26 protein-coding genes, 1 pseudogene, 1 riboswitch and 1 other annotated feature are annotated in these 21410 nt (G+C 34.9%); of the genes and pseudogenes, 10 read left to right on the top strand and 17 right to left on the bottom strand.

Annotated elements, in window-relative coordinates; genetic code table 11:
• Positions 1-62 precede the first annotated feature (62 nt).
• Positions 63-257, bottom strand: coding sequence for a hypothetical protein (locus MKX37_RS16175; protein WP_002142517.1), 195 nt, complete (start codon positions 255-257; stop codon positions 63-65).
• 331 nt (positions 258-588) lie between these two features.
• Between MKX37_RS16175 and MKX37_RS16180 the strand changes: the two genes are divergently transcribed.
• Together MKX37_RS16180 and MKX37_RS16185 are read left to right on the top strand one after the other, a co-directional pair.
• Complete coding sequence (locus MKX37_RS16180) at positions 589-948, top strand: DUF3796 domain-containing protein (RefSeq protein ID WP_002128288.1); 360 nt, start codon at positions 589-591, stop codon at positions 946-948.
• Entirely contained in the window at positions 936-1136 is a 201-nt protein-coding gene (locus MKX37_RS16185; protein WP_002084410.1) for a helix-turn-helix transcriptional regulator, read from the top strand. Before MKX37_RS16180 ends, MKX37_RS16185 begins: the two co-directional genes overlap by 13 nt.
• Before the next feature lie 301 nt (positions 1137-1437).
• Here the strand turns inward: MKX37_RS16185 and MKX37_RS16190 are convergent, their stop codons facing one another.
• Positions 1438-2400, bottom strand: coding sequence for a tubby C-terminal domain-like protein (locus MKX37_RS16190; RefSeq protein ID WP_078422308.1), 963 nt, complete (start codon positions 2398-2400; stop codon positions 1438-1440).
• 536 nt (positions 2401-2936) lie between these two features.
• Between MKX37_RS16190 and MKX37_RS16195 the strand changes: the two genes are divergently transcribed.
• Positions 2937-3434, top strand: coding sequence for a DinB family protein (locus MKX37_RS16195; protein WP_033729998.1), 498 nt, complete (start codon positions 2937-2939; stop codon positions 3432-3434).
• Between the two features lie 426 nt (positions 3435-3860).
• Here MKX37_RS16195 and MKX37_RS16200 read toward each other — a convergent pair whose 3' ends face one another.
• From MKX37_RS16200 to MKX37_RS16210, 3 genes are all read right to left on the bottom strand, one after another.
• A complete protein-coding gene (locus tag MKX37_RS16200) occupies positions 3861-4571 on the bottom strand; it encodes a YjjG family noncanonical pyrimidine nucleotidase (protein ID WP_033729995.1) in 711 nt (236 codons plus the stop codon).
• A 162-nt stretch (positions 4572-4733) separates the two neighbouring features.
• A complete protein-coding gene (locus MKX37_RS16205; RefSeq protein ID WP_002128296.1) occupies positions 4734-5765 on the bottom strand; it encodes a tyrosine-protein phosphatase in 1032 nt (343 codons plus the stop codon).
• 180 nt (positions 5766-5945) lie between these two features.
• Complete coding sequence (locus MKX37_RS16210) at positions 5946-6668, bottom strand: GNAT family N-acetyltransferase (RefSeq protein WP_078185436.1); 723 nt, start codon at positions 6666-6668, stop codon at positions 5946-5948.
• 123 nt (positions 6669-6791) lie between these two features.
• Between MKX37_RS16210 and MKX37_RS16215 the strand changes: the two genes are divergently transcribed.
• Both MKX37_RS16215 and MKX37_RS16220 read left to right on the top strand, forming a co-directional pair.
• On the top strand, positions 6792-7631 hold the full coding sequence (locus MKX37_RS16215; RefSeq protein ID WP_002013997.1) for a DUF2785 domain-containing protein: 840 nt from the start codon (positions 6792-6794) through the stop codon (positions 7629-7631).
• 17 nt (positions 7632-7648) lie between these two features.
• The gene (locus MKX37_RS16220; protein ID WP_002128299.1) at positions 7649-8098 is read left to right on the top strand and encodes an NUDIX hydrolase; all 450 of its coding nucleotides are present in this window, start codon (positions 7649-7651) and stop codon (positions 8096-8098) included.
• Positions 8099-8216: 118 nt separating this feature from the next.
• On the opposite strand, the gene MKX37_RS16225 is transcribed toward MKX37_RS16220, so the two are convergent.
• The 6 genes from MKX37_RS16225 to MKX37_RS16250 all read right to left on the bottom strand — a co-directional run bounded on the left by MKX37_RS16225 (position 8217) and on the right by MKX37_RS16250 (position 13244).
• Positions 8217-8471, bottom strand: a complete 255-nt coding sequence (locus MKX37_RS16225) for a YbeF family protein (RefSeq protein ID WP_002185359.1) — start codon at positions 8469-8471, stop codon at positions 8217-8219.
• Positions 8472-8568: 97 nt separating this feature from the next.
• Positions 8569-8949, bottom strand: coding sequence for a VOC family protein (locus MKX37_RS16230; RefSeq protein WP_033734160.1), 381 nt, complete (start codon positions 8947-8949; stop codon positions 8569-8571).
• Between the two features lie 45 nt (positions 8950-8994).
• Positions 8995-10035, bottom strand: a complete 1041-nt coding sequence (locus MKX37_RS16235) for an ROK family transcriptional regulator (protein WP_078422309.1) — start codon at positions 10033-10035, stop codon at positions 8995-8997.
• Between the two features lie 123 nt (positions 10036-10158).
• Entirely contained in the window at positions 10159-11352 is a 1194-nt protein-coding gene (locus tag MKX37_RS16240) for an MFS transporter (RefSeq protein ID WP_003190495.1), read from the bottom strand.
• A 69-nt stretch (positions 11353-11421) separates the two neighbouring features.
• Positions 11422-11985 (bottom strand): maltose acetyltransferase domain-containing protein, encoded by a 564-nt coding sequence (locus MKX37_RS16245; protein WP_002033363.1) that lies wholly within the window; start codon positions 11983-11985, stop codon positions 11422-11424.
• Between the two features lie 221 nt (positions 11986-12206).
• Entirely contained in the window at positions 12207-13244 is a 1038-nt protein-coding gene (locus MKX37_RS16250; protein WP_078203911.1) for a tryptophan--tRNA ligase, read from the bottom strand.
• Between the two features lie 5 nt (positions 13245-13249).
• Positions 13250-13456: a binding site (T-box leader), on the bottom strand.
• A 137-nt stretch (positions 13457-13593) separates the two neighbouring features.
• On the opposite strand from MKX37_RS16250, the gene MKX37_RS16255 reads away from it, so the two are divergent.
• Positions 13594-14751, top strand: coding sequence for a 1-deoxy-D-xylulose-5-phosphate reductoisomerase (locus tag MKX37_RS16255; protein ID WP_002128307.1), 1158 nt, complete (start codon positions 13594-13596; stop codon positions 14749-14751).
• A gap of 28 nt (positions 14752-14779) precedes the next feature.
• Here MKX37_RS16255 and MKX37_RS16260 read toward each other — a convergent pair whose 3' ends face one another.
• Both MKX37_RS16260 and MKX37_RS16265 read right to left on the bottom strand, forming a co-directional pair.
• Positions 14780-15901 carry an AI-2E family transporter gene (locus tag MKX37_RS16260; RefSeq protein WP_002128308.1) on the bottom strand — a complete coding sequence of 374 codons (1122 nt, stop codon included), beginning with the start codon at positions 15899-15901 and terminating at the stop codon, positions 14780-14782.
• A 64-nt stretch (positions 15902-15965) separates the two neighbouring features.
• Positions 15966-16214: a GlsB/YeaQ/YmgE family stress response membrane protein gene (locus tag MKX37_RS16265; RefSeq protein ID WP_002014007.1), complete on the bottom strand. Its 249-nt coding sequence runs from the start codon at positions 16212-16214 to the stop codon at positions 15966-15968.
• Between the two features lie 231 nt (positions 16215-16445).
• Here MKX37_RS16265 and MKX37_RS16270 point away from each other — a divergent pair, with 231 nt between their 5' ends.
• Both MKX37_RS16270 and MKX37_RS16275 read left to right on the top strand, forming a co-directional pair.
• A complete protein-coding gene (locus tag MKX37_RS16270; RefSeq protein ID WP_078422310.1) occupies positions 16446-16916 on the top strand; it encodes a GNAT family N-acetyltransferase in 471 nt (156 codons plus the stop codon).
• 28 nt (positions 16917-16944) lie between these two features.
• Positions 16945-17087, top strand: a riboswitch (cyclic di-AMP (ydaO/yuaA leader).
• Between the two features lie 97 nt (positions 17088-17184).
• Complete coding sequence (locus MKX37_RS16275) at positions 17185-17328, top strand: hypothetical protein (RefSeq protein WP_000945246.1); 144 nt, start codon at positions 17185-17187, stop codon at positions 17326-17328.
• 81 nt (positions 17329-17409) lie between these two features.
• Here MKX37_RS16275 and MKX37_RS16280 read toward each other — a convergent pair whose 3' ends face one another.
• Entirely contained in the window at positions 17410-18351 is a 942-nt protein-coding gene (locus MKX37_RS16280; RefSeq protein WP_078422311.1) for a collagen-like protein, read from the bottom strand.
• A 146-nt stretch (positions 18352-18497) separates the two neighbouring features.
• Positions 18498-18956, bottom strand: a pseudogene (locus tag MKX37_RS16285) (methyltransferase domain-containing protein); the annotation flags it as partial.
• A gap of 419 nt (positions 18957-19375) precedes the next feature.
• On the opposite strand from MKX37_RS16285, the gene MKX37_RS16290 reads away from it, so the two are divergent.
• Positions 19376-19756: a hypothetical protein gene (locus MKX37_RS16290; RefSeq protein ID WP_002128312.1), complete on the top strand. Its 381-nt coding sequence runs from the start codon at positions 19376-19378 to the stop codon at positions 19754-19756.
• Positions 19757-19831: 75 nt separating this feature from the next.
• The gene (locus tag MKX37_RS16295; RefSeq protein ID WP_002167942.1) at positions 19832-20059 is read left to right on the top strand and encodes a DUF3923 family protein; all 228 of its coding nucleotides are present in this window, start codon (positions 19832-19834) and stop codon (positions 20057-20059) included.
• A 145-nt stretch (positions 20060-20204) separates the two neighbouring features.
• Here the strand turns inward: MKX37_RS16295 and MKX37_RS16300 are convergent, their stop codons facing one another.
• Positions 20205-20756, bottom strand: coding sequence for a DUF2179 domain-containing protein (locus MKX37_RS16300; protein ID WP_002014015.1), 552 nt, complete (start codon positions 20754-20756; stop codon positions 20205-20207).
• A gap of 220 nt (positions 20757-20976) precedes the next feature.
• A complete protein-coding gene (locus MKX37_RS16305; protein ID WP_002084378.1) occupies positions 20977-21390 on the bottom strand; it encodes an ATP synthase subunit I in 414 nt (137 codons plus the stop codon).
• Between the last annotated feature and the right edge of the window lie 20 nt (positions 21391-21410).

Consider the following 21410-nt stretch of genomic DNA (forward strand, 5'->3'; position numbering starts at 1 on the left):
AATTAACTATATTAACATTATAGCATACTTATATTTATAGATTTTTACATTTTTCAGTTTTTTTAACCTTTAAAATAAATATAAACTCCTAATCCAACAATTAAAACAACAGCTAGTATTATATAAATCATCGTAAGTCGTTTAATATTTCCTTTTGTCGCTTTACTATAATTCGCATCACCATTTCGCCCAATTAACACCGTTCCAATTACAGTAATAACTACAAGTAATATAACGATCATTATCCCAGTTAACATTTCGTCCTCCCCCTCCTTACATCCATTTTACGATATTTCCCTTTTTATTTTACAGAATATTTAACCTTTTTTACTATTATTATGAAATAAATCGCAAAACTATTATTACTATGAATTTCCATATGTGATATATTTATAACATATAGTGATTTATCCCGCATTAACTGGCAGTAAGACTCCCACCTCAAATTTCGGCTGGAGCAAAGAAGTTAGGTGGGAGCCCTGCTGCCCGTAAACGCCCGATTGGTGAAGGCTAATAATCAGTGGGGGATGAACCCCCCCCACTGATTAAAGTTTCACTTTATTTCTAACATCGAAAGGAGAATCTATCATGAAAACGACTTGGATAAAATATTTAGGATTTCTCGGTTTCTTTGGGTTTCTCGGATTTTTTTATGAAAAAGGATTGTTTACTATGTTTTGTTTCTTCTCCTTTTTCACGACGTATAGAAAAGTTCAACACGATGAACTATTTGAACAAATCGTCAATAAATCTTGCCGCAACGCCTTTATCATTACGTTATTAACTACCGCTATCATTATCTTTATTGAAATGTTATTTCCGAATCCTACACTACAAGAGATTGATATTGCTCTTATTTTCAGCACACTCATTCTTACATTCGGATTCTCTACCTTCTTTTACGATAAACCAGTTGATGAAATGGAAGATGCACCATGGCGTTCGTAACGAAGATAAAAGAATATCGTGCCAAAGTACATATGACGCAGGAAGATTTAGCGAAAAAAGTTGGTGTACGTCGTGAAACGATTAGCCATCTCGAAAAAGGAAAGTATAACCCTTCCTTACAGCTTGCTCATGATATAGCGAGAGCACTTCATAGTACGATTGATGAGGTTTTTATTTTTGAGGATTAATAAAGGGCACCAAGTTTAATATATAATACTGAATCTAAAGTAATTAAAGATATACTAGACGACGCATGTTGTTTAACAATGTAGTTTTAAGGTGTATCAACACTTTGCTTGATACGCCTATTTTTTATGGTTTTTATCACTACATTCATCAAAGCGACCAGTATGTTGCAACGAAAATACCGTACTTTTTCCAGAACCACATAAAAAATACCAGTATTCTTTCCATGAAGAATACCGGTACTTCTCATTTATCCCACTATTTACGGGCAATAAGACCCCCACTGATTAAAGTTTCACTTTATCACCCATACAAAACAGCATGAAATACACCTAACAGTAAGTATTGATCCTCTATATAATCCTCATCATATACATCCATCTCGATATAATACATATCTTCCTCAAGACGAATATTCCAATCTGCGATTACATAGCCGTTTCGTAATAATTTTCCAAGCCCAATTGAAGTTTTGTGAACAACATATTCTTCTGTCTTATATGTAAAAGTAAATAAGAAATTTGCATCTAATAACTTTCCGTCACATACAAGTATTTCATGCTCTGCATCATTATTATTGATGTACGTTACTAAAATCCTTCTTTGACGCTGCCTACTTACATCCTTTGCAATGACGCGAATATTGTTCTTACTATCCTTTATTTCATAAATGATATTACTACCGACTTTCGGAATGAAGTCTAGCACTTTCATCAACGTATTTTTATAATAGCCCCGTACTGCGCCTACTCCTTCGCTTCCATTGTAAACCTCTATCGAAGTCGTATCCGCTTTACTATCACACAGTCGTTTATAAGAAAGCTGCATCATTCGCTCTCCTCTTAAGTACTGATCAAACGTCACAGGATATCCTATCGCGCGCAGTTCCTTATTTAGCTCATATAAATAGCGTTGAACGCTCTCTACTAATGTTGTAGTTGATATACGCTCTTGAAGTTCAAATTGCTGCCAACTGGAAAAAACTCTCCACTGATCTTCCTCTTCATATACGAATCCGAGAATTACTTCCTCACGGTCACTCGTTTCATAATTCAATTGTTCTTTCTGCCCATGTTGCACTTGTTCCATCCACTGTCCTAAATAAATGCCAAGCTCTGCAACCTTCATGCATGACTTCTGAAAAAATACGCTGTCACTCACGCGAATTGTTAAATCCCCTTCAATAAAGCCATTTGCATAAGCGGCATACCGTGGCTCATCCTTCTGCGGGATAGCCTTGTCTAACTCAAATAAAAACGTTAACATCCTTCACTCACCTCTAGTTGTTACACAGCTCATACATGACATCGCATCACTCTGAGAAACTATGTATATATGAATATTTAATTATCGCATTATAACACGTGAAAGACCTTAGTATAGTAGCGCTATTTTTGCTTCGCGAACTCCCTCATAATAGAATAACTATCCTTTTATTATTTTTTTCTTGACTTAGAGTTCACTCTAATTATTATAATCAACTCATAGTTCATTCACAATAAAATCAATTGGATAAAATTCAGGAGGGATCGGAAAAGCTAAAATCAAAAGTGGCTGACATTAACGCAGACCTGAATGTTGTCATTCGAACCTTTGATTTATCTGTTAATACAATTGTACATTAAGGTACTAATCAAATAAAAACCTACGATTTCCTGTACGTTAAGAAGTCAGTGATTCTTGCCTTATTTTACTTTCTCTTAATAGTCGTAAAGCTTCTATAATTTATTTAGTACATATAAAAAAGACGGAATCATAAAATCAGCAAATTAGAAAATAAAACAAGATGGGAGTCAGTTATTATGGAGCAATCAAATAAAGCGTTTAGCCAGGCATTAGTAAAATCGTTAAGAGGAGAACGAGGACATCTTCCCATCAAGAATGCTTTGTCGGATATAGACGTGGCACTTGCGGGAAAACGCAGAGAGGAACTGCCTTATTCTATTTATCAATTAGTGAAACACATGACCTATTGGCAAGATTTTCTCTTATTATCCGCTCAGGGGAAGAAGCCTGCATTGCCTGCCAATGTAAAAGAGAGCTGGCCTGAAGAAGAATGCCCTGGCAGTGAGGAAGAGTGGCAACAGATTATTCAGTATTTTCTTCAAGGGATTGAACAGGCATGCACGATCGCCCAAACTGTTCAGTTGGACAAAACATTGGAGGAATGGCCTGGTGAAACCCCTGGCGGTGTTCTACGGAATATTGCATCTCATAACTCCTACCATTTAGGAGAAATTGTGCTGATTCGCAGATTATTTAGTGCTTGGCCACCGCCAACAGGCGGATATCCGGTCTAAACAAGGAAAGGGTTCCACCCCATGCCCATTAACTTAAGATTTTAAATTACACCCAAAACGAAATTTTTACCACTTTACAGTTATTTATGAGAATTAAATTCATTTTTTTCATTACTGGGGAACAAACATTTTTTAAACTTGATGGAGATAGGGTATAAAAATACAAATTTCATCTCCGAAAAAAATAAAAAAACGATTGCTTGGATCCTAAGAGGCAATCGTTTTTTTTAGCTGTTTGTAATGACCAATTACAAACAGCTAAATATATTATTTTGTGTTATTTCTGTTTTCTTTCAGTAAAATTTTTTTGACTTGGTACCATCTTTTTTTGTTCCATACCTTAGTATATGAAATTATATGAACGATTTTTCAAATATATCTACCGTAACTTAATATATATCAATTAATCGAAAAATCTTAACTCTATTAAAATGAAGCTACCTTTTCTTCCGCCACTTCCGCAATTTCTAAAATTTGTAGCAGGCTCTCCACTTCATAGGTCGGCTTAACACCTGCCGTATTTTCTTTCAGACTCGGATTATACCAACACGTATCAATACCGTAATCTTCTCCGCCTTTCATATCAGAAGTTAGCGAATCTCCAACCATTAGTACACTTGATTTATCAGTAATCCCAAACTTCTCAAAAGCATAATCAAAAATCTCACGCGCTGGTTTTTGATGGCCGACTTCTTCAGAAATAATAATATGATCAAAGAAGTTACATAAAGGCGAATTTCCAATTCTCGATTGTTGCACTTTTGTGTATCCATTCGTAATGATACCTAACTTGCAATCTTGAAGGTTCTCACATAATTGCACTGCACCATCTATAAGATGTACTTCTTTTCCTAAGTTTTCAAGGTATACGTCACTAAATTGCTGCGCGTCTACTTCTATATTATGAAGAGCAAATAATTGTCTAAATCGATCTACCGCTAATTCACTTAGCGTAATCATTTTATTCTCTAAATCTCTCCATAATCCATTACTAATCTCTTTATAACTTGCAAGATAATCATTATATCCTGTAGGCATGCCAAATTGTACAAACGCGTTATGTAATGCGTTTCTTTCTGTTTCAGGGAAATCTAATAATGTATCGTCTACGTCGAATAGTATTACTTTGTATTTCATGATGTTCGCCTCAATTCCTATATTCTCATAGCTTAATTATAGCAACAATAATAAAAGGAGGCTAATCTAATCCAATCAGCCTCCCTCCTCATTATTTATCCCGCATTAACGGGCAGTCCGATTGGTGAAGGCTAATAATCAGTGGGGATGCCCCCACACTGATTAAAGTTTCACTTTATCTTCTAGCAATAACACTTTCATTTCCTCTAACGATTCTTTCGTAAAGCCAAGAGCTTTTTCAGCGTATGCTTCCACTGATCCATATTGCTTTTTAACTTCATCAATCGCAGCTTGTAAATACTCAGCACGTGCTTCAAACATTGCACCTAATATTGCTCTACTTTCGTCGTTCTGTAATTTCGCACCTAAAAAGGCCATCATTTTTTCATTTAACTTTTCACGGAAACCGTTACTTAGTAAGTAGTCTTCCATTACTGTTTTTTCCGGTACACCTAGTAAAAGTAATAATAATGCTGAGCCAAATCCTGTACGGTCTTTTCCAGCTGTACAGTGGTTTACTAACGGTAAGTTTTCCGGGTTTTGCGCCAGTTTTAAGAAGCTCACGAATGCTTCATTACCACTTACGAAATCTTGATTCATTTTCACAAGATACTCGCCTGGTTTCCCTAACATAGAAAGGTCACCAACTTGGAAAAATTCATTTATATTCAAGTCTTTCGCCAAGTCTTGCATAACTGGTAAGCACACTTGACGAGCGCCTGTAACACTGGGGTTCGGCTTATGCTTCACTTCAAAATCTGTACGGTAGTCACAAATTAATTTTAAGCTAGACTTCTGTAAATACTCGATATCCCATTCTGTTAATCCTGCTAATTCTTCAGAACGATACAATTTACCCCATTTTACTTTACGGCCTTCAGTCGTTTCATATCCTCCCATATCACGGAAGTTAAACGCACCTTGTAATGGTAATCTACGCTCAGCTACTGTCACTGCTTGTCCATTACTTCCTACTAACCTAAAATATGGACGCTCATTTTCACTCGGGTTTTCAATTGTACATGCTGAATCCCCACTTACTGTTACAAGTAATTCTCCATTTTCTTCAATATGATTTGGTGAAGTACTCCAATAAATACGAACTTCTTCTATATTATTTTCCCACTTTATATGTAACGTATTATCCTCATTTCGTTCTACAGTTGCTTGTAGCCAATTTCTTTGTTGCTTCATACTTTCACCAACGCTTTCTTCGTATAGTCTAATCCTTCTCTATTGTATTATAGGAACGCTTACTTTGTCGTTTCGATTTTTCTTTTTATCTTACAAACATGCAAAAAGTTCTTTTACTTGTTCATAAGTTGTACACGGATTCCCGCTAAATGAGTTCGAGAGAGTAAGCCATCCATCCTTCTAAAACCTTCTCACATATCGCTCAGTAGAGCTCAGCTGCTGACATCCGTTCTTTTCAAAGACATCCTTCATCCACTCGTTTTGTACATTTGTCTCGCCAATATAATAAGATGCGCCTATTTCTTTTAAGACAAACATTGCCCCTGTAAAGAATGCTGCTTCATACCCTTTATTTCGCATATTTGGAGCGACTGCGAAATACATAAGTTTTCCTTCTTCTAACGTACCTCTTTCAATATGCGGGATTACAATTCCTATTGGCTCTTCATCGATACTTGCTGTTAAACAATGTTCTTTCCATTGCCCACCTATTTCTTGTAGCATCGTATTTACAAATTGCTCATAATCGATTTGTTCTCCCGTCACTTCATTCCACAGTGAATAAAAAGCGTCTTCGCCCATCTCTTCAATAAGCTTAAAATCAATATCATTTTTTATATCTTCCACTTCATATATATCCTTAAATACAATCATGTTTTCAGTAATATATTCAAATGAATACGTTTCGAAACATTTCTTATACACATCATAATTTGGGCTTTTTGAAGAAATCTCAAATTGAAATTCTTCTATTCCATCTTTTTCAGCTTCAGCAACGCAATATTGCATTATCTCTTCTAATTGCTCTTCTGTAAAAACCTCTGCATCATTTTCTTTTATCATTATAGAAGAAGCATTTTTTCTTATTTTAAAATGTTTTTCTAACTGTTCTATAGTCATCATATACTTCCCTCATCTATGTCATACTCGAATTTCTACTTGTTCTCCTTGCATGAGCAGGATTGTCCTTGAATATATAGAATACTAGAAAACATCGCATCTTTAAAGTGCGGAGGAGGTTCTCCATTGGATATTACAGCGCTGCAACAACAGTTAGAGCTTATACAACAAAATGACTATACGCAACTGCAACATATAGATATTAATGAGTTAACGCTCAATATGCTTCAGTATATCGGAACAACTGATAGTTACGTTCGTTACCAACTTATATATAAATGTTTTGCACATTTCATTCATCATGAATTCCTTATGGATGATCAGTTGAAATTACTTCTACAAACTTGTTTAAGTGATGAGTATTTATATTGTGACATTCACTCCCCACTTACAGATGGGGTTTTCACACGTTCTTATACTGTTTCGTTACTTGCATTAATACTCCAATTCGCTAACTCGCACTACTTTTTTACAGAGGAGGATATCGAAGAAATAAAAAACAAACTCATTACATACACAAACTTAGAAATGGATTTTCGAGGCTATATTGAAAATAAAGGATGGGCTCATTGTCTTGCCCACGTATCTGATGCCTTTTCTGAAATTGTTCACAATTCCTATACGACCTTTGAATGGTACGAGGAATTAATTCATTGTTTATTAAATAAAATTTTCATCCCATCGGATCTTTTTCATAATAATGAAGATGAACGAATTGTTACACCGTTACTATCTATGCTATATCATGACTTCCCGCAAGATGAGTTAATTTCAATTATTTATAAAAAAATAAAAAGGCTTCCTCAAATTAGAAAACGCCTTTCCCTTAATGAGTATTGTATTTTATGCGCAAACATTAAAATCTTTTTACGCACATTATTTTTTAGAACAAAAGATGATCATAACTTAGCATTTACAGCACGTAAAACAGAAAAAATGTTAAAAGAACTGCCTAATTATTATTAAATATAAGGAGAAGAATTATGGGCTATATTGAAGACATGAGAAATCTAGTAGGAAATCATCCACTCATTTTAATCGGATCACACGCCATTATATTAAATGAGAAAAATGAAATATTATTGCAGCTCCGTACAGATTTTAATCGCTGGGGCATTATTGGTGGCGCCTTAGAATATAACGAAACGTTAGAAGACGCTTTACAACGAGAAGTATATGAAGAAACTGGACTTATCATTAAAAATCCAGAACTATTCCGTACATACTCAGGACCTGATTTCTTTCAAATCTATCCAAACGGCGATCAAGTACATGGTGTACTCGTTGTTTATATTTGCCGAGAATTCCACGGTCAGCTTATATGTGATCAAACTGAGTCAAAAGAATTACGCTTCTTTCCGCTTGATGAGTTACCTATTACTCTTCATCCAGTTATTGAACGTATTATTAGGGAGTTTCAGCACTCCAATTAAAAAACATTACATATTGTATATAGAAATAAAACAACCTCATTTCCCGTCATGATAACGCGAAATGAGGTTGTTATCGTTCAGCATAAATCCCTATTCCCCCAAAAATAACCAAATGATATTAACGTTCACTTTCTACAGCTGTATATCCCCTTACAAATAAGAGTGTTATATAAGAAGTAATGAATGAAAAAATAGTATACATGCCCACCCAAAAGAAAAATGATGGATCATACAATGTAACATTTAACATAAGAAAAATAAGAAATATTACCATTGGCATCACATAAAATACACCTAATTTATATGTCCCAGCTATTGAAAAAATAAAAATAAGCAATGGATATATACAGAAAATAAAAATGAATTCACTCACTGTTATGTCCCCCTTTCTGAAGAAATAATAGGTTTCTCGTAAACATTTTGGGGAACAACAAAGTTTTATTTTTTATCAGTTATTAATAAATATAATGTTAGATTGTTATCTCAATCTGATTTCCTTCAGGATCACTTACTACACTTTCATAGTAACCATCCCCTGTAGTACGCGGGCCGTTTAACACAGGGTATCCTGCTTCTCTTAATGTATTAGTTAATTCGTTCACTTTTTCTTTACTACCTACAGAAAAAGCAATATGCGCATATCCTATTGTTTGTACTTGTGTTTTACCGTCTATCCCTACTTGTCTCATAAGTTCTAGACGCGCTCCACCTTCAAAAGTTATAAAATAAGATTCAAACTGCTTTTTCGAATTGTGATATAAGCTATTTTCTTCACCACCAAAGTACTGTTTATAGAAATCACGCATTCCTTCTAAATCATTTACCCAAATTGCTACATGTTCAATGTTCATAATCGACACCTTTTCTTTTACAGTATTCAACCAACAATTTGATATTTAATTTTCTTTGCTTGTTCTTGTTATCATCAGATCAAGTCCAAGACTTTTTAATCCATATAAATAATCTTCTTTCCAATCGCTCACTGTTATTTTCGGAATATGTTCTGCCGGAATGTACTTCGGACAAGTTTTTACAATTTGATCTATTACGAATTGATTCAATTCATCATCACAGAAGATAAAGGCATGAGGGTTAATAATAGCTATACATGTAGCTATTAAACGAGTAATGGCATCTATATTATATTGCTCTGGATTATTTGAATCTCTTACTGCATCTTCACTTCTCAAAGATTGTAAGAAGTTTTTATTATCATACTGTGGAACGAAAGATATCTCCCCTGAGAAAAAGGTACTCCCTCGTACCACATCTCCATTTATCATAATTCCCGCCCCTGGGCCGTTTTGACCTGAATACAAATATACAAGAGATGATTTATCATTATTTCCAGTATTTTTATAATAGCCAAGGACTGCGGCATTCATATCATTTTCTATTACTACAGGTATAGAAAACAGATCCTCCAAATGACTTTTCAAATTAAAATTTTGGAACTTTTCATAACCAGGTATATAAAAAATACGACCATTATCAACCGAACCAGGCACACCAATTGATATAGAGCTTATTTTCGGGAATGTAGCTATAAGACTTTCAATATGTTTAGATAATAGATTTACGCCAGTATCAATTAATACACTTGAAGTACTTCCTTGTTCTTTTACTTCCCCTAAACAGTTGAAAATTGTATAGTTTGTCTCATTTTTTTCTAAAAATATCGCTAGACCTAACATATATTCCGGATTATACGCATATCGTTTCGCTCTTCTTCCGCCACTTGAATCATCTAAACCGACTAAAGTGACTTCACCGTCTTGTTTCATTTTTTCTATAAATTTACTCACAGTTGGAAAACTGATTTCTAATGTATTACTAAGTTCAACTTTCGTTGCACTACCTTGCTCTAGAAGAGCTGTACGAATGCCGCGAAGGATCGTCTCTTTAATCGATTTTTGAGTAACAAATTGTTCACTCAAATCGCTCACCACCTTAATCAACATACTTATTAAACACTTTTAATAAGTTGCGTTGACAATATATCATACATCATTTTCTAAAGCAATAGAGATGATACATTTCCGCTGGCATGCACTCCTTATTTAGCTCGATTTATTCTCTCTCGTAACAGACGATACAATTCCAGACAAGAGAACAAATAATAAAACAGCTAACAAGGCATTGCGTATCCCGAATGCTTCCCCCAGTATACCTAAGAATGGTGGTCCGACTAAAAATGCTGTATAACCGATTATAGAAACTGCAGCAACATTAGAAGTCGCATTTTCACGGTCATCTCCAGCAGCTGACAGACCAATTGGGAACCCTAGCGCTGCACCAATCCCCCACAGTACTACACCAAATGCTAGAAAATACGAATTACTCCCAAATATTACGATTGAAATTCCTAGAATCGCCATCATAATGGTGGCACGTACAACAGCGACACGACCGAATCGATCAAGGAAATAGCTGCTACACATACGAGTTAACGTCATTGCTAATACAAAAATTGTGTACATAATAGAACCTGCCACTATACTTTGCTCGTGTCCATCTACCATCACGATAGGTAGCCAATCATTTGCACTACCTTCTGCAAATGCCATTCCGAGTACAAAAAGACCAATTAAAAGCACCTTTTTTTCCATACGTAAGGTCGTATGCTTCTCTCTCCTTTTGTTCCACGATTTCTCCTTCTTTCCTGTTCCATGCGGAAGAAAACGATACACCATACATACAAGTAATACAAACACGACCGAAATCGCAAGAAACTGATACAGAATCGGGATGTGAAGCGACGCTGCGACAGAACCACTGAGCGCGCCTACTAAAGTTCCTACACTAAAAAAGCCATGGAATTTCGGAAGAAGAGTTGTTCCTAATTTCTGCTCAATGGAAGAACCTTCTACATTCAATGCGACTTCCGCCAATCCGTAGCCTACTCCAAATACTAGTAAGCTACTAAAAGCCCCCATACTAGAAACAAAATAAATATTTATACCTAAACAAATCAATCCAACAATCATAAAAAACATACTGCCTATAATAACGTCTCTAGCTCCCTTACAGTCAATGAAGCGGCTTGCACTCAGTAAACCAATTATTGAACCGACAGATAGTCCGAATAAAATCCAGCCCATTTCTGCATTTGACACTGCTAACATATCTCGAGTAGCTGCTGTTCTTGAAATCCATGTAGCAAACGCGACACCTGGCAAAGCAAATAAGAGAAAAAGAGCATTTCGAGAGGCAAGTAATGTCTTTGTATGATTATACGCACTATTTTTCTTCATATGAAACACCTTTCACATTGTCTATACGATACGACACCAGTTTATTCATGCATCCGTGAAAAATGATTTCTATAAGTCTATCATTTTCATAACTTTGGCTGGATTACCACCAACTACTACATTATTAGGTACATCTTTTGTCACAACTGCCCCTGAAGCAATTACAGCGTTGTCTCCAATTGAAATACCAGGGTTAATAATAGCTCCCCCACCAACCCAAACATTGTTACCAATCTTTACAGGCTTTCCATATTCTTTTCCAGAATTCCGCTCTACCGGATGTAAAGGATGAGTGGCCGTATAAATATGGACACCAGGTGCAAACATACAATTATCACCGATTCGAACTTCACAAACGTCCAAAATAACACAATTGAAATTTGCGAAAAAGCTCTTTCCAATGTGGATATTGTAGCCGTAATCACAACGAAAATCAGGATTAATGTGGGTTTTTCCGTCAGCTGAAGAACCTAAAAGCTGCTCTAACAAGGTAAAGCGGCTTTCATCACCAGTCTCCATCGCCTCGTTATAAAGGCGTGTTAAACGTTTTGCCTCAATCCTATCAGCTACTAATTCTTCGTCATCCGCAATATACATTTCTCCCGCCAACATCTTTTCTTTCTCAGTTTTCATCTAATCATCTCCTTCGTTATCGAATGAATCAAACTTATTAAATTAGTTTAATAAGTGACTTTAATGTTACTTATTAAACACGTTTAATAAGTAACCCTATATTAACATATTTTTATTAATATGCAATTAATAAATTCAGTAAAAAATGCGAATCCCTCATTTTACATGCAGATAAAACGAATAAATAATTAAGATTCACATAGAAAAAAACAAGGGAGCGCTCAGCGTCCCCTCTCAAATCCAATCTGTTTTTTAATTTCCACCAAATTCACCTTCGCAATAGCCCGCGCCCTCTCAGCACCTTTTTCTAACGCTTCATATAGTAAATGTGGATCATTCATATAATTTCCGTATTTTCCCCTAGGTCCTGAGAGTTCACGATTTACAACGCGGAATAACTCTTTTTTCACATCGCCCCATCCGATTCCAGTCTCATACTTTTCGCGTAACGCCTGAATTTCGTCTTCCTTCGCAAATTCTTTATATATCATAAATAACGTTTCTAGTTCTTTCGGTTCATTCGGAAGTGAGGAATCTGTTTTTATTTTAAATATTAACTTTCTAAGTTTTTCTTGCTCTGCAAATAATGGGATAACATTTCCGTAACTTTTACTCATCTTTCTTCCATCAAGTCCCGGTAAAATTGCCCCTTCTTCTTGTATGACATACTCTGGAAGCGTAAATGTCATACCAAATGTATGATTAAAGTACGTCGCTATGTCACGAGCAATTTCAATATGCTGAATTTGATCTTTTCCGACAGGTACATGAGTAGCTTGAAATAATAATATATCAGCCGCCATTAAAATCGGGTACGTATATAATCCCATATTCACACCTGCATCAATTTCTAATCCCGCTTCTTTATTTTGCTCTACCTTCGCTTTATATGCATGGGCACGATTCATAAGTCCTTTCGGAGTTAGACAAGCTAATATCCAAGCTAATTCTAGAATCTCTGGCACTTCTGTTTGTCGATAGAAAATAACATCTTCTCCAAGTCCGAGTGATAACCATGTAGCTGCTACCTCTTTCGTGTAACTACTGAACTTTGCTGGATCATGCACAGCATTTAACGCATGATAGTCTGCTATGAAATATAACGCTTTTCCTTCTTTGTTTTTTGACATTTGTAATGCAGGTTTAATCGCACCAATATAATTGCCTAAATGCGGGTAACCTGTTGGTTTAATTCCTGTTAACATAATTTTCTCGCTCATCCTAACTCCTCCTTTCTCAAAATAAAAAGAGCCCCTCATCCTAAAAAAAGGACGAGAGACTCCCGCGGTACCACCTTAATTAGCTATATTATAGCTCACTTCAACTTCTTAACGTGAAGTAACCGTCTTCGCCTACTCATTTAAGCTAGAAGCTCCAGAGCCCATTCCATATTCATCACTTACTGATTCCCACCAAATATCAGCTCTCTGAAAAGTTTTGAATATGTACTCTTCTCTTTCATTGCTTTTTAGTTTTTTTTACAGTTTATCACATTTCCTTTCCAATTAAACCCTAATTTTCTGTTTTATATAGCAGGAATTTCCACCTTAATTGTCTAATAATATATAGGTTTGCAGAAATACTCGAAACAACTTTGGAGGTTTTTTCATGGTAAAATTTATATCCATTTTAGGTTCAACAGGATCCATTGGCACATCTGCATTAGATGTCGTTTCCGCTCATCCTGAACATTTTAAAATCGTCGGTTTAACCGCAAATTATAATATCGATCTTCTCGAAAAACAAATCGAATCTTTTCAGCCTCGTATTGTAAGCGTAGCGACAAAAGAATTAGCGGACACATTACGTTCTCGTATTTCAACAAATACAAAAATTACATATGGAACTGATGGTTTACTTGAAGTATCTACCCATCCTGATACAAATCTTGTATTAAGTTCAGTTGTCGGTGTTTCAGGTTTACTCCCAACAATTGAAGCATTAAAGGCGAAGAAAGATATCGCTATCGCTAACAAAGAAACTTTAGTTGCAGCTGGACATATCGTCACCGAACTAGCGAAACAAAACGGATGCCGCCTAATTCCAGTTGATAGTGAACATTCAGCCATTTTCCAATGTTTAAATGGGGAAAATAATAAGGAAATCGAAAAATTAATTGTTACAGCTTCTGGCGGCGCTTTTCGTGATAAAACACGTGAAGAAATGAAAATATTACAAGCGAAGGATGCTTTAAAACACCCAAACTGGTTAATGGGCGCAAAACTAACGATAGATTCTGCCACGTTAATGAATAAAGGGTTTGAAGTGATGGAAGCTAAGTGGCTATTCGATATTCCTTATGAAAAAATTGATGTTATGATTCATAAAGAAAGTATCATTCACTCTTTAGTGGAATTTATTGATGGATCAGTCATGGCACAGCTCGGTGCTCCTGATATGAGAATGCCGATTCAATATGCGTTTCACTACCCTACTCGACTACCTTCATCCTATGAAAAATTAAATTTATTAGAAATTGGTAGTTTGCATTTTGAAAAACCAAATTTAGAGAAGTTCCCCTGTCTACAATATGCATTTGAATGTGGAAAAATTGGCGGTACAACTCCAGCCGTATTAAATGCAGCGAACGAAATTGCAAATGCACTATTTCTTAAAAATGAAATTGCATTTTTCGATATCGAAAAAACAATTTACAATACAGTTGAAGCTCATCATAACGTAAAAGATCCTTCACTCGATGATATATTAGAAGCTGATCAATGGGCACGCCAATACACAAATCAATTGTTAATGAAAAAGAGCTAAAACAGGTTTCTCTGTTTTAGCTCTTTTTTCACGTATTCAACTTCACAAATCTATAACCGTGCGTAACTAAAACTTTTAATATCGCATACCCTGGAATTGCTAAAATAATCCCCATAATTCCAAATAAATTTCCCGCAGTTAAAATGATAAATATAATAGTAATCGGGTGAATATCTAACTTTTTCCCCATGACTTGCGGAGAAATAAATTTACCTTCTGCTAATTGTACAATCATCATAACGATAATTACTTTTAACACCATTGATGGCGAGTCGATAAATGCGATAATTAAAGCTGGTGTAATTGCAATGATTGGTCCTACGTACGGAACGATATTTACAATCATCGCTAAAATAGCAAGTAGTACCGCATATTTAATACCAATAATAAGATAACCGATTAATAGCATAATACCGATAAATAAACTAACAATAATTTGTCCTCTAATATACGAACTAATCGCATAATGCATATCATCTAGTATTCTCTTCGCAGCTGGTTGTCTTTGCTCAGATATAAACTTTAAAAAATGATTCGGTAATTGCTCACCATCTTTTAAAAGATAGAACAAAATAAATGGAACCATTACAAATGTTAAAACAACTTCAGTAATTGTACTTAAAAATCCAGTTACATTTCCTGTTACTGATGATAATGATTTTGTAAAGTTCATTGTAGAATCTTTTACAATATTAGCAAAATCAACATTTAAACTTTCCTGCATTCTACCAATTACATTACTTTCTCCAAATTTACGTGCTGCCCTTTCGATTTCATGCCCGAAATATGGCAAGTTATCTATTAAAGCATTTACTTGATCTTTAATAATTGGAATAACCGTGACCGCAAGAAAAACAAATAATCCAAGAACAATTATATATATCGAGGCAATTGACACAATTCTCGACACACCTTTTCTTTCTAAAAGAGAAACGAATGGATGCAATATATAAAATAGTACTCCCGCTAATAATACTGGGAAAAAGATTGTTTTTAAAAATACGACAAACGGTGTAAAGACGAATGATATTTTTGTAAGTAATAATATATTTACAAACAGCAACGCGAATCCAAGTAGTACAGCTAAATAATTTTGTTCTTTAAAAAACTTTTTCAACTTATCTCTTTTTCTTATATTTACTTTCTCCAAATGTACCACCTCTCTAATTAGGAAAAGCCCTAAAAGGGCTTTATAAAACAATCAGTAATAGCCTTTATTTTCTTGCAACTTTTACTACAAATGATACAATAAGAATTAACACAATTGCACCTAATAATGCTGGCACGACATGAATCCCACCAAATGATGGCCCAAAAGATCCAAATAATCTACTACCTAACCAAGCTCCTAGTAAACCAGCAATTATATTTCCAAACATACCAGCTGGAAAATTTTTACCCGTTATAGAACTAGCAATTATACCTATAATAGCACCAACTATTAATGTAATAATCCATCCCATTTTTAGTCCCTCATTTCTATTATAGTTTGTATTATCAAATATAAGAGTAGCTAAACTCTTATATAAGATTACGTATTTATCTACGCTAACCATATCCTACTATAGAAATATACCTACGAACATTTTATGTATGGAGATACATATATTATATGCAAAAAAGAAAAAAATTGTCAAACTTACCCACAAATCAATTATATTAATATATCATATTTAAAGGAGGCGTTATTATCTATGATTCATAAATTACTTCCCACTTCTTATGAAGTAGCAACATCCATTTTAAATGTTCAACTTCCAGCTTATAAAATTGAAGCAGACTTTTTAAACAGTACTGCAATACCTCGTTTATATGATACTGTAAACGATATTCAAAATTGTGATGAAACATTCTATGGATATTTCTCTGAAAATAAACTCGTCGGCTTTATTTCTTTTATACAAGAAGAAGAACTAATCGATATCCACAGATTAGTTGTATTGCCCAATTTTTTTCAAAAAGGAATCGCAACGAAACTGCTACTTTATATATTTAACATGTTCTCGTCTTCAATGACATACATTGTACAAACAGGTAAAGCCAATACTCCAGCTCTCGCATTATATAAAAAACACAGCTTCATTGAAGTAACAGATACAACACTACCTGATGGCATGATCCTTACGCAACTAAAAAGACAGAAAACAAAAAATAGTTTGACTTAATTATTTATTTATGTTATTTTTTACTTTATACAACCTTTTGCTGAATCCAAATTTTGGAGCGGGGGAACCATTTTTGTAGCTATGCTACTTGGGGCGAATCTTTTTTAAGTAGGGAAACTCTCACTTCCCGAGTCCGACAGCTAACCTCGTAAGCGTAATGGGAGAGGAAGGTGCTTTTTGCCTATGTTACACACTTTGCCTCCTTAGTTATAAATATGGAATCGATATCAATCAGAAAACTATATTTATAGAAAAGGAGACTGGTACAATGTTACGTTTATCAGATCACGCAATAAAAATGATGGAGCAAAGACTTCGACTCGAACAACACCGCACATATCAAGCAAATAAAGTTGTAGATAACTTACATCACAAATACTTCTTTCAGCATATTTTTCAACCGAAAAGATAAAGAAAATGTTTATTTAATATTAAAAAACACAAGGTGTGTCTATAAAGACATTCCTTGTGTTTTTTATATTCCCTATACTTTTTATAATATCCTCACTACATTTAAACTTGCTGTAATCGTGCCTGCTATAGTGGTCACATGCCCAACACCTAATGGGCCATTTTGTAATATTAACGTTGAATTTGCGCTCGCGACATTCACAAGAAGTGTATTTGAAATAGCTGGTTCGATTACTACAGTTGATGTCGTTACATTTTGTATAAAACTCCCTGTTACTTGAGTTCCATTTAATAGCAATCTGACAGATACTGTCTCATTCCCACCACTTGCATCCCCTTGGAAATAGTAGCTTACTAAATATATTCCTGATGTGGATACTGTGACAGTTGTAGCACTAGTTAAAGATACACCAGTTCCATATACAGTAGATCCTGAATTAATTGGAATGTTGGCATTTGCTACAATTGTACTTGTTGATGTAGAAAAGAAATACCCACCACCTGTTGATATAGCGGATGATCCAGTTGCTCCGGTTGAGCCCGTTAGGCCAGTCGCACCTGTTGGACCCGTTACTCCGGTTGAACCGGTTGCACCGGTTACTCCTCTTATTCCTTGTATCCCTGTCGGTCCAGTCGCACCTGTTGAACCAGTCGATCCAGTTGCTCCAGTCGATCCGGTCACTCCTTGTGGACCTTGCACTCCTTGAATTCCTTGAGAACCTGTTACTCCAGTTGCCCCGGTTGTTCCGGTTGCTCCCGTGGCACCTTGTGGACCTGTTACTCCCGTCGATCCAGTTGCTCCTGCCTGCCCCGTTATCCCTTGTGGACCTTGGATTCCTTGAATACCTTGAGGACCTTGTGGACCAGTTGCTCCTCTAGGTCCAGTGATTCCCGGAGGCCCGACCGGACCTTCATGCCCTCCAGTTGGGCCTGTTGGACCACTGTTACCAGTAGGGCCTGTTGCTCCTTCAAGTGGAAGAGGCAGTGCCACTCCAAATTTTTTGCACTTTCTATGATGACGCACAACAATCCCCCTTCCCCAAAATAATTACACTTTTTATATGAAATGCATTTTTATATGAAAAGTACATCTTTGACCTCATTTTTTAAAAATAAAGAAGCCTATCATTTCATTTATTTGAAATGATAGGCTTCTTTTTATAAAGCATTTTACTTCCTCGCCTTAATAATAAAAGTAGTTGGTACCATTCTAGCTTTATATAAAGAATAATATTTCGTAGAAGGTGTAGCTACTTCTTCATCAAATACACGAGACGGTTCAGGCTCTTCTATTCTCTCAATTGTAAATCCCACTCTATTTAACTCATTTATGTATGTACTTATTTTTCTCTTATATAATGTCGCTTGTACATTTTCTCCTTTAAATGTTTCAAACGTAATAGGAGTTTCCTCATGATAAGAAGACTTAAAAGCAATTTCTTCTGTACCATATTGTAAATTTGAATATACCGGATGCTCCCAACTAAAAACAAAGCTTCCTCCTGGCTTTACATATGAATGAATCAGTTCCAACGTTTTTCCTAAATCTGAAGTCCAACCTAATGCATAAATGGAATATACAATATCAAAATACCCTTTCGGAATATCCACTTCCTCTTCCATTGCTTCCTCATATTCATTTTGTTCAAACATTTCAATTGCCTTCTTGTTAATGTTCAAGTAACTACCTCCGAAGTGAATGAATTCATCTATTCCCTATCATTATTTTAATATGTAAAAATTGTAATTTCTATAAAAATAAGATTGCTTCGTATTAAGCTCTTTCTCCTGTCTACATTTCATCATATATTTGGATATCCAATTCGTAATGATTTTATCAACACCGCTTTGTAAAGAAAATAAATACCTACTGTAAAAATACTGATTCTCAACAATAAGTAAACTTTTCAATCTCCCTTAAATTGGATATATAACCTATATTAATTTACATATTATGGTACAATAAAAAGTGCTAGCTAAACATTTACGTTCCACACTAGCAGTCTAGCAATACCAAAATCAAAAATTACTTGAAATTGGGGGATGTTATGAAAAAGAAATTAATTGTTCTTCTATTCATCGGAATCATTTTATCCGGATGTTCAACTATAGTAGAAAATTCTTTAGAAACCGGAAGCGGCAGTATTGAATTATTAACACCAACGATTACAACAAAAGATAATGAATTAGAAATTAAGACTGAAGGTATTGATGAAAATAAAGTAACTTTTATTTATGTAGCCAATAAAAAAGTATTGGAAAAAAAAATAAATAATGGTGAATCCTACAAACTTAACATTAAAGATATCGAGCACGCTCATAGGACAGACTACAAGCCAAGAGTTCAACTTTTGCAAACGAAAGATGATAACGAAGATGGAGACATGGCAACCTTTAAACAAGTTAGATATACAGTTGAAAAAAAGTAGTTTTATAGTTATTTCATTTAAATATAACAACCGAAAATATACTTTTAACAGAGGGTAAATATAAGAGGTGCTAATATGAAAAGACGATGGATTTTTTGGTGGATTGGTAACATATTTTGGATTACCATTTTTGGGATATTGGCAGCTATCATTTGGCTAAGAGAGGTTGATGGTGCTGGTGTTACTCAAACACCAGAGCTTAAATTAGTGGCATTTATCGTTTTATTAATTGCATTTATATTACCGATAATTATTCAATCTATATGGCTAATTGTTAATTTGAGAAAGAGCAATAAAAAATAATCATACATAATTTTTTTAGAATTATACGAGAAATCATAAAAAAAGAGAGGAATTTTTCAAAAAATAGATTCCTCTCTTTTACATTTTCGTATTCATATAGGATTATGGTTATAAACTTATTTTTAAGCCATACTACTCCTTTTTTTTACGATGCATGTTCATCTTTCTTCTTCTTCAACAACGCTCTCTTTTTCATCGCCTTCGTTAAGTATCCACCTTTAAACGAACGGATTTCATAAGAAGACATAAATGCTTTTGGTGCAATTTCATTAATAATTTCTAACAGTTCTTTTTCTCTAGAACGCTTTGCAACGATATCTAAGCGATAACGTATAGAATTTATTCCTTCACCTTCAAATACTGTAACGCCAAATCCAAAATGGCGTAATTCATTTACTAATTCATTACAACGGTCTAGCAAACTAACTTGATACGTAATATATCCAATTGCTAATTTATTTTCTATATAACCGCCTAATAATAGTCCCGCACTAAAGCCGATGACATAGGCAACAATGTTCATCCAATTTGATAAATCTTGAAACACAATACCTAAACTGACAATGTAAATAGCCCCTTCTAACAATCCTACACCTGCAGCGGATCTTGTTTGATTCTTTACAAGCAAAATCGTACGGATTGTTAAAGTTGGAACGTAAATAATTTGAAGCACAAAAATAAGTAAAGCTTGTAACATTGGTATCCACCTCTTTCGCAAATTCTTTTGTCATGATAACATACATAAGCTTTAGAAATCGATGGGTTTTTTAATTTTTTTTAATTTTTTTTCATACTATTGAAATGCCCCAAAAATAAGCGTATTATGTTTGGCATAAATTCGATAAGTACCAGTAAATCATTCGTATTATATCATTTATTTTTAAACGCAAAAAAGGAACCTGATTAGGTCCCTTTCATCAGAGTTCTATGTTTTTCGAAGCATTTTCCTTTTGCTTCTCTTCTTCTTTTACTAGCTGCATATTTGCATAGGCTAAATTCGCAATCATTAAAAAGTGTCCACCCAATATTCCAGTACCGAATGCCCACATTTCCATTTCATGCTCAATTTCAAACATAATGATAGCCCCTAATATTGCGGCTGCAAATCGGTTTAGAACTCCTAATCCAGGAGCCTTTTCTTTCATCACGATACTTCTTCCTAATTTCTCCACTCTGCGAGCTAATAGCCAAAGACAATATGCGCTAACTGCTAAACCGATACCGAACCCTGTCACTTGTTTCCCAAACGGAGTAACCGCCCACATTAGTAGTAAACCACTAAAGATCGTATACAATTGTAATCGATATACACGTAAGGCTACTTGAATCAAAATATCCGCTCCTAATTTCA

This window comes from Bacillus sp. FSL R5-0709 (genome assembly GCF_038004785.1).
Lineage (GTDB): Bacteria > Bacillota > Bacilli > Bacillales > Bacillaceae_G > Bacillus_A > Bacillus_A mycoides.